Annotated in this window: 11 protein-coding genes; 2 read left to right on the forward strand and 9 right to left on the reverse strand. The window is 68.7% G+C overall.

From position 1 onward, the window contains the following. Nucleotides 1-5 precede the first annotated feature (5 nt). The 3 genes from QZ853_RS11725 to QZ853_RS11735 form a co-directional block, all read right to left on the reverse strand. Nucleotides 6-1,952: a DUF885 family protein gene (locus tag QZ853_RS11725; RefSeq protein ID WP_295573286.1), complete on the reverse strand. Its 1,947-nt coding sequence runs from the start codon at nt 1,950-1,952 to the stop codon at nt 6-8. 94 nt (nt 1,953-2,046) lie between these two features. After that, nucleotides 2,047-2,832 carry a queuosine precursor transporter gene (locus QZ853_RS11730; protein ID WP_295573289.1) on the reverse strand — a complete coding sequence of 262 codons (786 nt, stop codon included), beginning with the start codon at nt 2,830-2,832 and terminating at the stop codon, nt 2,047-2,049. Further along, nucleotides 2,829-3,512 (reverse strand): DUF502 domain-containing protein, encoded by a 684-nt coding sequence (locus tag QZ853_RS11735; protein ID WP_111204456.1) that lies wholly within the window; start codon nt 3,510-3,512, stop codon nt 2,829-2,831. The genes QZ853_RS11730 and QZ853_RS11735 overlap by 4 nt, the downstream gene beginning before the upstream one ends. Before the next feature lie 76 nt (nt 3,513-3,588). On the opposite strand from QZ853_RS11735, the gene QZ853_RS11740 reads away from it, so the two are divergent. Then, nucleotides 3,589-4,905: a hypothetical protein gene (locus QZ853_RS11740; protein WP_295573292.1), complete on the forward strand. Its 1,317-nt coding sequence runs from the start codon at nt 3,589-3,591 to the stop codon at nt 4,903-4,905. 8 nt (nt 4,906-4,913) lie between these two features. Here QZ853_RS11740 and QZ853_RS11745 read toward each other — a convergent pair whose 3' ends face one another. The 5 genes from QZ853_RS11745 to trxA form a co-directional block, all read right to left on the reverse strand. Then, nucleotides 4,914-5,630 (reverse strand): hypothetical protein, encoded by a 717-nt coding sequence (locus QZ853_RS11745; RefSeq protein ID WP_295573295.1) that lies wholly within the window; start codon nt 5,628-5,630, stop codon nt 4,914-4,916. A 46-nt stretch (nt 5,631-5,676) separates the two neighbouring features. Further along, nucleotides 5,677-6,129: a DUF4442 domain-containing protein gene (locus QZ853_RS11750; protein ID WP_295573298.1), complete on the reverse strand. Its 453-nt coding sequence runs from the start codon at nt 6,127-6,129 to the stop codon at nt 5,677-5,679. 164 nt (nt 6,130-6,293) lie between these two features. After that, on the reverse strand, nt 6,294-7,916 hold the full coding sequence (locus QZ853_RS11755; RefSeq protein WP_295573300.1) for a CHASE2 domain-containing protein: 1,623 nt from the start codon (nt 7,914-7,916) through the stop codon (nt 6,294-6,296). Beyond that, nucleotides 7,913-9,568, reverse strand: a complete 1,656-nt coding sequence (locus QZ853_RS11760; protein WP_295573302.1) for a FecR domain-containing protein — start codon at nt 9,566-9,568, stop codon at nt 7,913-7,915. The genes QZ853_RS11755 and QZ853_RS11760 overlap by 4 nt, the downstream gene beginning before the upstream one ends. A 154-nt stretch (nt 9,569-9,722) precedes the next feature. Beyond that, a complete protein-coding gene (trxA, locus tag QZ853_RS11765; protein WP_295573304.1) occupies nt 9,723-10,580 on the reverse strand; it encodes a thioredoxin in 858 nt (285 codons plus the stop codon). Between the two features lie 122 nt (nt 10,581-10,702). On the opposite strand from trxA, the gene QZ853_RS11770 reads away from it, so the two are divergent. Next, a complete protein-coding gene (locus QZ853_RS11770; protein WP_295573307.1) occupies nt 10,703-11,305 on the forward strand; it encodes a DUF998 domain-containing protein in 603 nt (200 codons plus the stop codon). A 30-nt stretch (nt 11,306-11,335) separates the two neighbouring features. Here the strand turns inward: QZ853_RS11770 and QZ853_RS11775 are convergent, their stop codons facing one another. Then, nucleotides 11,336-11,569: a hypothetical protein gene (locus tag QZ853_RS11775; RefSeq protein WP_295573309.1), complete on the reverse strand. Its 234-nt coding sequence runs from the start codon at nt 11,567-11,569 to the stop codon at nt 11,336-11,338. Between the last annotated feature and the right edge of the window lie 293 nt (nt 11,570-11,862).

Consider the following 11,862-nt stretch of genomic DNA (forward strand, 5'->3'; position numbering starts at 1 on the left):
ATGGATCAGGGGGACGGCGTGGGCGCGGCCGCGGGGCTGGCCGGTTGCGCCATCCAGCGTTCCATCTTGCGGTCCAGCACGTCCAGCGGCATCGAGCCATCCTTCAGCAGTTCGGCATGGAAGCGGCGCAGATCGAAGGCGGCACCCTGGCGTGCCTTGGCCTTGTCGCGCAGGGCAACGATGGTCGTCAGCCCCGCCACGTTCGACAGCGCCTGGCCGGGCTGGGCCATGATCCGCTCGACTTCGGCGTTGGCGTCGTCGCTGCTCATGTCCACGGTCTTCTGCAGGTAGGCCACGGCCTGCTGCTTGCTCCAGCCCTGTGCATTGACGCCGGTGTCGGCCACTACGCGCGCGGCACGCAGCAGGCGCGAGTACAGGTAACCGATACGGTCGTAGGGATCGGTGTAGACGCCGAGGTCTTCGCCCAGCGTTTCGGCGTACAGGCCCCAGCCTTCGACGAAGGCAAGATCGCCGCCGAGGCGACGGAAGCGCGGCAGCTTGGCCAGTTCCTGCTGCAGGCCGAGCTGCACATGGTGGCCGGGAATGGCTTCATGCAGGTACTGCACCGGCACGCTCCAGCGCTTGCGGCTGGGCAGGTCGCGGGTGTTGATGTACAGCACGCCGGGCTGTTCGCCCGGCGACGGCTGGTAGGCCGCGGCGGCGGCGGTCAGCGCACGCTCCGGTTCCACCGCACGCACTTCCAGTGCGGACTTGGGCAGCGTATCGAGCACCTGCGGCAGGCGCGTGTTGACCTGCAGCTGCACCTGGCGGTAGCGGTTGATCAGTGCATTGGCATCGCTGTACTGGAACTGGCGATCGTTGCGCATGCTGCGCAGCAGCTTGGTCGGCGTGCCACGCAGCTTGGCGTCCTTCATTACCGCGGCGATCTGCGCCTGCAGTTCCTGCACGCGCTGCTCGCCCAGCGCGTGCAGTTGCGCGGCGGTCTGGTCGCTGGCGGTGGTCTGCACGATCAGGTTGGCATACCAGGCCTGCCCATCAGGCAACGCGCCCAGCCCGCTGCTGGCGCGCGTGGCCGGCAGGTATTCGGTGGCGATGAAGCCGCGCAGGGCGCGGTAGGCCGGCATCAGGCGCAGTTCGATCATGCGCTTGTATTCAGCACTGATGCGCGCCTTGTCTTCGGCGGCGATGGTGGTGGGCATGGTGCGGATCGGCGACCAGAAGATGCTCTCTTCGGCGGTCGGCTTGATCACCGCATCCAGCTGCGGCAGCACCTTCTCCATCAGGTCGCGCGGTTGCACCACGCCGGCCTTCATGCCCTGGCGCATGTTGTCGATGGCCTGGTCGAACAGTTCGGGAATGCCAAGCGAGCGGCGCGACCAGGTGTCGTAATCCTGCACGGTGTTGAACGGCTGCGCGCCGGCACCGGAGCCGAGGATCGCCATGATGCTGCCGATGTTGTAGTACTGGCTGATCGGCATCATCCAGCTCGGGTAACGCTCGGCGGCCAGCGAGGCCCGCGCGTCGCGCACGAAGATTTCGTAGCTGAGCAGGTCCTGGCCCTGCAGGCCGTCACTGCCGAGTTTTTCGACCTTGCCCAGCCACTGCGTGGTGAAGTCGTGCGACTGCTGGCGCCAGGCGGCGGACAGGATGTTGGGCAGCTGGTCGTTGTAGCGCGGTTCGCCCTGGAAGGTGGCCTGTAGCGGATTCAACCGCATCGAGGCATCCCAGTACTCGTCGTACAGACGTTCCAGCTGGACCTGCTTGGGCACCGCGCGTGCGGGGGCAACCGGGCGCGGCGCGGCGCGGCGCGCCGAACTGCCACGGGCTGGCGCGGAGGCGCGGGCGGGCTTCGCCTTGGGCTTGGCGGCCTGGCGGGTCTGCGCGGCGGCAGGGCGGCTGGCCTTCTTCTTCGCTGCTTCGGCCGACGGCACGGCACTGAACAGGAACAACGCGGCGATGGCGGCGGCCAGGACGCGGGTGGGATGCGGCATCAGGAGCTTCCGTGGAACACAGACCGTGGAGCTTGCACGATCCGGCCGCGTACGGCCAGCGTGAAGACGCAGTCAGCTTCCGCCTGCTGTGCCTTCAGTCAGCCGCTGCGGCCGCCCGCAATGCGGCGGCGCGTTCAGCCCCCAGGTAGCCGGTGATCGCGCGCCGCATCAGGTACAGCAACGGAATCAAGGCGATCGCAAAGCCCATCTTGTAGATGTAGTTGACGCTGCTGACGGCCAGGAACAACGAGGTGGGCCAGTGCTGCGGGCCGAGCACGAAGGCGATCCAGATCACCACGAAGCTGTCCACCACCTGCGAGATCGCGGTCGAGCCGGTGGCACGCAACCACACATGGCGTTCGCCGGTCGCCTGGCGGATGCGATGGAACACCGCCACGTCGATCAGCTGGCCGAGCAGGAACGCCACCAGTGAACCGGCGATGGTCCACATGCCCTGGCCGAACACCGCGGCGAACGCGGCCTGGTAATCGGGCACGCCGTGGCTGTCCATCGAGGTGACCCACCAGCTGGCCGGCGCCAGCGAAATGGCGGCGAAGGCGAACAGGAAGCCGTAACTGATCAGCACCACCGCCAGCCACGAGATGAAGCGCACGCCGCGCTTACCGAAGAACTCGTTGATGGTGTCGGTCATGATGAACACCACCGGCCACAGCAGGGTGCCGGCGGTGAAGCTGAGCGAGCCGGTCTGGCCGAACAGGTTCCAGTTCAGCGGATCGATGCCGAGGGTGTCTTCCAGAGCGAAGATCTTCACCCCGATCAGCTCGGCCAGCACCGCGTTGCCGCAGAAGAACGCGGCCAGCACGATGAACAGCAGGACCGCGCGATCCTGCAGCGGGCGCTCGATCGGCGCCGCGGTCATTCGCTGCGTTCGCCCGCGCGGGTGAACGGCACGCTGGACGGCGCCACGGCACCACCGGAAATGATGAAGCTCATCGCCTGGTCGACGGTCCAGTCGGTGGGGGTCAGCAGCTCCACCGGCACGATTTCCAGGTAGCCCGAGGTCGGGTTGGGCGTGGTCGGCACGTACACTGCCGCCAGCTCACGGTCCGTGCCGTGCTCCTTGATGACCCGGGTGACCAGCCCGACCGACTTCATGTCGCGGTGCGGGAAGTCGATCAGCACCACGCGCTGGGTGCTGCCCGGCTCGGTCTGCAGCATGTCCAGCAGCTTCTTGGCGCTGTCGTAGATGATGCTGGCCAGCGGAATACGCTTGATGACCGCGCCGACCCAGCGCAGCAGGCGCTGGCCGAGCACGCGGCGGCTGGCCACGCCCACGGCCAGGATCACCAGCAACGTGGCCAGCAGAGCGATGGTGTCCTGGATCCACTCGGCGCGGACCCAGCCCAGGTAATGCGGGAAGCTGGTCGCGATCTGTTCGGACAGCGGCACCACCAATGGGCTGGAGATGCCCGACAGCAGCACGAACACGAACTTGACCACGACCCAGGTCAGCCAGATCGGCAGCAGGGTCAACAGGCCGGTCAGGAACAGGCGCTGCAGGGAGGGGCGGGGAACCAGGGCGGGGGCTTCGAGCGACATGCGCGCATTGTAGCGTTCACCGCAGGTCGATTACGCTGGGCAATCAACGGTGGCAACAGCACATGGAAGGGAAGCTGTGTTGAAGATTCTGCGTGGACTGGGCTGGACCGTGGCGGGCCTGCTGGTGCTGGCGATCGTGGTGTGGTGCGCCTCGCGCATGTGGCCGGTGCCCGAATCGAGGCGGCAGGCGCAGCAGCGGCTGGAGGCACGGCTGCCGGCAAGCGGAGACAACGGCTATGCACTGCTGTGGACGCTCGCGTTCGATGACCTGGACTCCCGTCAGCGCGAGCAGGCGCTGGCCGAGGACCTGCGCCGCTGGAAGGCCGATCCGCGCGGCGAGGCCGGCGCGCAGCTTCATCTGACCGGACTGCATGGCGGACTGCGGCCGCGGTCGGCCGCCAGCTGCGGGCCGACGGCCGGCAACTGCCTGGCCCAGGTGCGTGCCGATCCCCAGCGCTTCATCGACGCGCATGCCGGGCACCAGCAATTGCACGCGCGCCTGGACCAGCTGGCCGATGCGGACCACTTCGTATCGCCGTTCCCGCCCAAGGGCGAGGGCATCGTGGTACCGCTACCCACTTACGGATTGATGGTTGATGCGACCAGCGCACGCGCGCTGGCCTACGTGCAGGGCGATGTCGACGGCGCCCTGCGTGGCAGCTGCCGCGGGCTGCAGCTGGGTCGCCGGCTGGTGCCGGGCGGCAGCTACCTGGTCGACAGCCTCATCGGCGCCAGCCTGGTGCAGGCCAATGCGCAATTGCTGGCCGACATGCTGGTCGAACTGCCGCCCGATCATCCGTTGCCGCCGGAATGCGAGGCGGCGATGCGACCGGTGCTGGCCGAAGAGCAGAGCCTGTGCCGCGCCCTGCAGGGCGAGTTCGCGATGAGCCGCGCGGTGATCGAGCGGTCGGGGGAGGGGTTCGGTGTCGCACTGCTGCTGGACCGCGGCAGTACCCTGGCGCGCAGTGCCGGCAATCTCGGCTGGGCCTGTGGACCGGCAGCGCTGGCGGCACTGGAGGCCGATCGCCCCCTGTTGGTGGCTGCGCCGCCGCAGCGTGATTTCGGCTGCCTGTCGAACTACCTGGGGTGCGCGCTGACCGATATCGCTGCGCCGGCCTACCCCGCCTATGCAGCGCGGACCCAGGATGCGGCGGCGATGGTACGCCTGCTGGCGGCACAGCGCTGGCTGCGGCAGCAGGCCGATGAACCGGTCGAGGCCCTGCAGCGGCTGCCAGCGCAGTTCCGCTCGCCGATGCGCGCACCGCAGCTGTCCGCTGACGGCCGTCGCCTGCAGGTGCCGCGACGCGCGCCGGCGCGCAGTCCGGACGAAGCGGCCTGGTTGACGGTACCGCTGCTGGCGGCCGATGCGGGCTCCAGCGTCGCCGCTGACTGAGAGCGGACTCAGCCGCCGGCGGCTACCGGATCGAAGCTCCAGCCGTCGCCGACAGTCTCCAGCGTCCAGCGTTGGCGGCCACGCAGCGGCTCCCAGCGCACGCGTTCCTTGTCGTCCTCGATGCTGCCTTCGACCCGCTTCACCTTGCGCGTGGAGAAATTCACGCTCACCGACGTGGTCTGCCCGGAGTTGCGCATTATTGAATCCTGGTCGTAGCCGATCAGCACGAAGGCACCGTCCTGCCAGCGGAAGGTGAACGCAGTGGTGCCCATTGACCAGCTGCCTGCGCTGGCGAAAGAGAACAGCGCCACCTTCAGTGTGCCGTGCTGGATGCTGACGCCCCCGTCTTCCAGCGGGTCGCTCATCACCGGGTTATCCGGGCGTGGAATCAGCTGGTGGTCCTGCGCGGCAAGCACATAGCCCGACGGGCGCGACCAGGCGATGGCGAGGATGCGCGGGTTGCTGTCGTAGGGCGAAGGACCGAAGCCGTCGTGCTCGATGACATTGCGCGGGTCCTGCTGGCGCAGCACCAGCACCAGATCCGCGCGGCCGTCCTGGTCAAGATCGCCTTCGATGCTCGACTCCAGCGTCCAGCCCGAGGGCACGAAGCCGGCGGCATCGGCGGCCTGCACCGGCAGCGTCGGATACTGGGTAGGCGGAAGCGCCCGGGCGTGCGCTGCGCAGGGCAGCGCAACCAGCAGTGCGGCAAGGGCGTAACGGCGCATCGGAGCCTCCATGGCAGTGGAGGAGAGGATAGCGCCTGCGCGGCAATCAGCGTGCGTGCGGCTTCAGACGCAGGTAGACCTGCTTGCGCACCTGGGCGACCACCTCGCCGCTTGCATCGACCACGTCGTTGCTGAACCAGCGCAGCACCTTCTCACCGCTGGCCGCCTCGGCACGCAGCTCGTCCAGCAGCACCTCGTCGATGCGGAACGAAGTGCGTACGGTGCCGCGGCCGGGCTTGAGGAAATCGATGGCGCCGGCACGATCCCACACGTAGTAGTCGCGGCCGAGGGTATGCATCAGGCCGAGCATCCAGAACGGATCGGTCATCGCGAACAGGCTACCGCCGAAGTGGGTGCCAACGTAGTTGCGGTTCCACGGGCGGAGGCGCAGCTCGACGTCGATCTGCTGGTAATCGGGCGTGATGCGGGTGACATGGATGCCGGTGAACAGGAACGGCGGCCAGAGATTGATGCCGAAGCGGAACAGGCGGGCGTTCATGTGGGTCCGGGCGCAGGGCAGGGGCTCCAGTCTAACCATTCGCATGCGTATGTTGAACGCCCCGGGCCGAAGCGGACCCGCACATAGCCTCGAGCCTGCTCGACGGCTTTCGGCGTTGATGCGGCGAGCAAGCTAGGCGCTAGGGGGATGGCGCTTGGCGCCGGCTATGCGCCGTCGATCGTGTAGCCGTCGCGGCCGTTGGCCTTGGCCAGGTATAGCGCGGTATCAGCGCCCTCGACGAAGTGATGGGGTTGCAGTTCGCCATCCGGCACGCGGGTGAACACGCCCACGGTGAGCGTGACTCGATCATCGTGGCCATCCCCATGAGGCGGCAGCGCACGCACGCAGGCGATCAGGTCCTCGATCACCTGCCGCGCGCCTTCGGCCGGGGTATCGGGCAGCACCAGCGCGAACTCGTCGCCACCGTAGCGCGCGGCCATGTCGCGCGGACGCCGCGCATGCGCACCGATCAGCTGGGCAACGTCGCGCAGCACGCGGTCGCCTACCTGGTGGCCATGGCGGTCGTTGTGCCGCTTGAAGTGGTCGACGTCGATCAAGGCCAGGCTCAGTGGCTTGCCGCCACGTCGTGCGGCGTCGCATTCCTGCTGAAGCGCCTGCTCGAAGCGCAGTCGGTTGCCCAGACCGGTCAGTGCATCGCGGTTGGCCTGTCGGTGCCACGCCGAAATCCGCCACATCGCCCATGCCAGCAGTACCAGCAGGATGCCCAGCATGGCGGTGGCCGGCGCCCACCACAGGTTGCTTGCACGCAACAGCAGCCAGCTCAACAGCGGGGCCAGCGGCAGCGAAGCCAACGCCGCCAGCCACGGCAGGCGCAGGCCGAGCAGGACCACGCACAGCGCCACCAGTACGCCACTGATGGCGTGCTGCCAGAGGCGCGGCAGCACGTTGATCTGCTTGCGCTGCAGCAGCATCGAGGCGATGTTGGCCTGGTACTCGCTGCCGCTCATCCAGAACTCGCGGGTGGTCGGGGTCAGCAGCCGCGGCGCGATGCCGCTGGCGGTCATGCCCACCACGATGCGGCGGCCATGCAGCATGGCCATGTCGACATGGCCGTCGAGGACGTCTGCATAGGAGACCTGCGGAAGGCGTTCGGGCGGACCGGCGTAACGCACGCGCACGTAGTCGTCGCGCCGCCACTGGTAGGGCGAGTCCATCTCCGGATCCGGGTCGGGTAGCCCGTGTACCGCGTCTGCGCGCAGCCCGGCCAGGGCCAGGCCGAGCGCCGGCCAGTGGGGGTGGCCGATCCCTGCCTGCAGGTACACGCCGCGGGCAACACCATCGCCGTCCACCTCCACATCGGTGTGGCCTATGGCGGCGGCACTGGCAGCGATCTGGGGGATCGGCAGCATTTCCTCGGCCATGCGATCACCGGCGGCAGGCGCGGCCAGCACCGGCAGCACGACGCGGCCGTTGCGGCGTATCGCGGCGGCCAGTTCTTCGTCCTGGTGGCTGTCGCGGCGGTCCGGTTCGGAGAGCATCAGGTCCAGCGCGACGCGTTCGGCGCCAGCATCGGTCAGCCGGTCCAGCAAGCGTGCATGCACCGAGCGGGGCCACGGCCACTGGCCGATGCGTTGCAGGCTGCCTTCGTCGATGGCCACGATCAGCACGCTCGGATCCGGGCGGTACTCCCAGCCACCGACCATCGCGTCATAGGCGGCTTCGTCCTGGCGCCACAGCCACTGGCCCTGGCTGGCCACGATCGTCAGTATTCCGGCCAGCAGGGCCAGCAGGATGCGCTTCGACCAGGGCAGTGGCGAGCGCCTCACAACAGCAGCCACAACAGCAGTGCACCACCGCCAGCGCCGTAGCAGAGGCGGCACGGCAGGCCGATCTGCTGGGCCGGTGAAAACTCGCCGGCATGACCGTCATCGTCGATGTACTGCACGCGCACGTGCAGGGTGCCGCGCCACGGGCGCTTGAAGCTGACCTGCGGTTCGCTCACGGTCTCGTCAACCAGCGGTGCCTTGAAGTCACCGCGGCGGTCGACCTGCACCCGATAGCGTTGGCCTTCGCCGCCCGCCTGCCAGCGCAGGGTCAACCTGCCGTGCGCGGCTTCGGGCGGCTGCAGCGCCGGATCGACCGGTTCGTTGCTCAGCTGCAGCGGCAACGCTTGCCCATAGCGGCCCTGGTGGCCTTCGGCGTCGCGCGACGCTACCCGCCAGAAGTACTGTCCCGGCGGCAGCGGCTGGGTCAGGCGCAGGTCGGTGCCGTGGCTGGCCTGTTCCTGCAACGGCTGCACGAAGGTCGGTTCGGCGGCGATCTGCAGCACACTGCTGCGCGCGCCGGGGGCCTGGCTCCAGCGGAAACGCGGGCGATTGCTGTTGACGGTCTGCCCATGCAGCGGCGACACCGTGAGCGGAGGCGGTGGCTGGTCGCTGAGTTCGAAATCGGCGCTGGCGTCGAGGCCTTCCACGCCCTCCGCATCGACGGCGCGCAGCAGGATGCGCAGCTGGCCCGGCGGCAGGTCGCCGATCGCCAGCCGGGTGTCGGCAGTGGTGGCCGCAAACAGCAGCACTTCCGGCGTCGCCGCCAGCACTACTTCCACGCGGTAGTGGTCGGCGCCGGTGACTGGCTCCCACGCCAGCAGCGTCGGCAGCGGTGCCAGGTGCAGTTCGCCGTTGCGCAGCTGCGGTGCCGGCAGCAGCGCGGAAACCGCAGCGGGTGCGACATCGGCGCTGCCGCTGCGGGCGGCCTGTCCTGGCCGGACCAGACGCTGGCCGTGGATATTGCCGACCTGCACCTTGCCCTGCAGCACTTCGGTAGCGGCGACCTGGCCGGTATCGCCGGCGCTGACCCGGAACACGGTGCCGCGCACGCTGCTGGTCGCCGTCGGCGCATCGATGATGTAGCGCGATGCCGGACCGCGCGCGGGCGTAACCCGGTTGCTCGCGCGCCCCTGCTGCAGGCGCAGGCGGGTGTCGACCATGCCGGTGTGGCCATAGCGGCTGAGCTGGTCCAGGCGCAGGCGCGAATACTCGCGCAGCTGCAGGCGCGAGGCGTCGGCGAATTCCAGGGTGACGCTGGATTCACCTTCGGTCTGTACGGTGTCACCGATGTGCAGCTGCTCGCCGGCCCGGATGGCGCGGGTGGCGCTGCCATCGGCGCTGGACACTTCAGCCTTGCCGCGGACCGAGAGCACCCGCGCCGGCGCGGGCTCGGTGCGCAGCCAGCTGATCGGGAAGCGCAGCAACTGGCCGGGCGGCAGCTGGTAGGGATTGTCGATGCGGTTGTGCTGCTGCAGCTGCTGCCAGCGTACCGAGGGCTTCAGGTACGCGCCGCCCAGGTCCCACAGCGTATCTCCGGGGCGGACGCGATAGTTCCAGTCCTGCGCGGCGGCCAGCGCCGGCAGCAGGAGCAGGGTACAGAGCAGGGCGCCCTTGAAGCGCATGGCGAACGACAGCGAGCGGACGAAGGTCACAGGTTTGCAATCCCGGCAATGCGGGGGTGCGCCTGCAAGACCCCATTGGCCCCGACCTCATCCCCCCGAACGGATCGTGGCAGCCGTACGGCCGCCATCGCGCGCATTATTGCCCGCCTGCAATGCAGGGATTCTGAACGAACCCGGCTCCCGTTCAGAACAGCAGGGACGCCATCCTGCGGCGGTACTGGCCGACCAGATCCTCGTCGGAGATCACATTGAAGGCGTCGATGAGGGCCTTGCGCGGCAGGCCTTCCTCGAAACCGCGGTCGATCCGCAGCATCTCCAGGAACTGCGCCAGCGCGGCCTCGTCGTGGCCACCGAGCAACAGCTGCACGCCGCGCAGGTGGCGGGCCTCGAGGTCGTTGCCGTCGGCGGCGATGCGTGCTTCCAGGACCTCGGCAGCGGGCGCATCCTTCAGCGCAGCGGCGAAGGACAGGCGGGCGCGGGCACGCACGGCGCGGTCGTCGGTGGCGAGGTTGGCGGGCAGGCCGTCGATCAGCGTGCCGGCTTCATCGACGCCGCCGATCTGCAGCAGGGCCAGCGCCAGGTCGAGCTTCAGCTCATCCTTGTCCGGTTCGGCGGCGATCTGCGCGCGCAGCACATCCACTTGGGCCTGCGGATCCAGCGGCGCCTCGTCTTCGGCTCCGGTATCGCCGATGTCGGCCGGCACCACGCCGTGCTGGGCCAGGAATTCACGCAGCTGGCCTTCCGGAATGGCGCCGGGGAAGCCGTCCACCAGCTGTCCGCCCTTGACCAGGAACACGGTCGGCACCGACCGGATCTGGAAGGCCGCCGCGATCTGCTGTTCCTTGTCGACGTCGACCTTGGCCAGTTCGAAGGCGCCGTTGTACTCGGCGGCCAGCTTTTCCAGCATCGGGCCCAAGGTCTTGCACGGGCCGCACCAGGGGGCCCAGAAATCGACCAGCACCGGCGTCTGCAGCGACTTCTGCAGGACTTCGGCCTCGAAGGTCGCAGTGGTGGCGTCGAATACGTAGGTCGTCTCGGTCATGGGGAGGCATCGTTTGGCATCTGGAGACCGATTCTATGGTGACGATCGATGCCGGTCTCAACCCGGGGTGCGGCAAATGCCTGACAATGCGGTCTTCCCGTTGCCGTTGTTCCGGAGCCTGCATGTCGCCCCTGTCCCCGTTGTTGCGCCTGTCCGGCCTGTGCGCCGCGCTGCTGTTCGTACTGGCGGTGCTGGGCTTCGGCGCAGGCCTGGATGGCTATGCGCAGGTCCGGCATCCGGTAGCGCTGCTGGGCGCGCATGGCGTACCGCATGCGCTGGCGTTCAACCTGCTGGGATTCTTGCTGCCTGGCCTGTTGGCGGTGGTAGTGGCCGAGGGCCTGCGCCGGCGCCTGCCGGCCACCGCCGGCTGGGCGCCTCGGGTCGGCAGCCAGATGCTGCTGCTGGCCGGGCTGGCGTTCGCCGCCATGGGCCTGCTGCCGCTGGATGTGGACGACCTGCATGGCTCAGCCAGCCAGCTGCATGCCAGTGCCTGGATGATCTGGGTGCTGGGCTTCGTCGCCGGCACCCTTCTGTTGGGTATTTCGCGGTTGCGCCAAGCGCAGGGCCGTGCGCTGGGGCTGGCAGCGGTCGCCTGCGGCGTGTTGGCGGCGCTGGCGGCCTTTGCCCTGCAGGGCGTGCTGTCGGCCCCGCTGGCGCAGCGCCTGGCGTTTGCCTGCTGGGCAATCTGGCTGGCGGTGGCGCTGCCGCTGTTGCGGCACCGCTGAGGGCGCGGCGATGGCCGCGCCCGGTCCGGATCAGGGCTGCTGGTAGCACTTCACCTGGAACCCGACAGGGCCGAAGGTGTCATAGATCCAGGCGATGGTCTGGTTGATCGCGTCCTGCTGGGTGTCAGCCTCCACAGCGTAGAAGCCGGAGTCACCAGGTTCGCTGGTGATGGTGTAGGCGCAGTTGAACGTGGCGGCCTGGGCGGTGGCGGCGCTGCCCAGCACCAGTGCAGCGGCCAATGCCGCCTGTTGCAGCAGTTTCATGGTGGGTCTCCTGTGGCTGGCCCCAGGGAGCGGCCAGCGGCCGACGGGACAGGGAGCCGGCCGACCCGCAGGTTCAGCTTCGGTCGGGATGGGCGGCGCAGGCAGCAGGAAATGCCGGAACGGGGGTAGGTAAATGCCGGGCCAGCAGCGTTCCGTGACCGGCGTCGTCCTTGCCCGCAAACGCCATCATGGCAACCCCCGGGCCCCGTCGTGGCCGGCACAGTCGGCGGTGCCGCAGCCGGGACGGCAGCGACCGCTGGCCGCACTTCCCGGGGCAGGATTGGAGCCATTTG

This window comes from uncultured Stenotrophomonas sp. (assembly GCF_913778665.1).
Taxonomy (GTDB): domain Bacteria; phylum Pseudomonadota; class Gammaproteobacteria; order Xanthomonadales; family Xanthomonadaceae; genus Stenotrophomonas.

What these genes read in the sequence shown, in the direction of transcription:
- QZ853_RS11725 (WP_295573286.1), bottom strand. Translation starts at nt 1,952, where the DNA reads ATGCCGCATCCCACCCGCGTCCTGGCCGCCGCCATCGCCGCGTTGTTC.
- QZ853_RS11730 (WP_295573289.1), bottom strand. Translation starts at nt 2,832, where the DNA reads ATGACCGCGGCGCCGATCGAGCGCCCGCTGCAGGATCGCGCGGTCCTG.
- QZ853_RS11735 (WP_111204456.1), bottom strand. Translation starts at nt 3,512, where the DNA reads ATGTCGCTCGAAGCCCCCGCCCTGGTTCCCCGCCCCTCCCTGCAGCGC.
- QZ853_RS11745 (WP_295573295.1), bottom strand. Translation starts at nt 5,630, where the DNA reads ATGCGCCGTTACGCCCTTGCCGCACTGCTGGTTGCGCTGCCCTGCGCA.
- QZ853_RS11750 (WP_295573298.1), bottom strand. Translation starts at nt 6,129, where the DNA reads ATGAACGCCCGCCTGTTCCGCTTCGGCATCAATCTCTGGCCGCCGTTC.
- trxA (WP_295573304.1), bottom strand. Translation starts at nt 10,580, where the DNA reads ATGACCGAGACGACCTACGTATTCGACGCCACCACTGCGACCTTCGAG.
- QZ853_RS11770 (WP_295573307.1), top strand. Translation starts at nt 10,703, where the DNA reads ATGTCGCCCCTGTCCCCGTTGTTGCGCCTGTCCGGCCTGTGCGCCGCG.
- QZ853_RS11775 (WP_295573309.1), bottom strand. Translation starts at nt 11,569, where the DNA reads ATGAAACTGCTGCAACAGGCGGCATTGGCCGCTGCACTGGTGCTGGGC.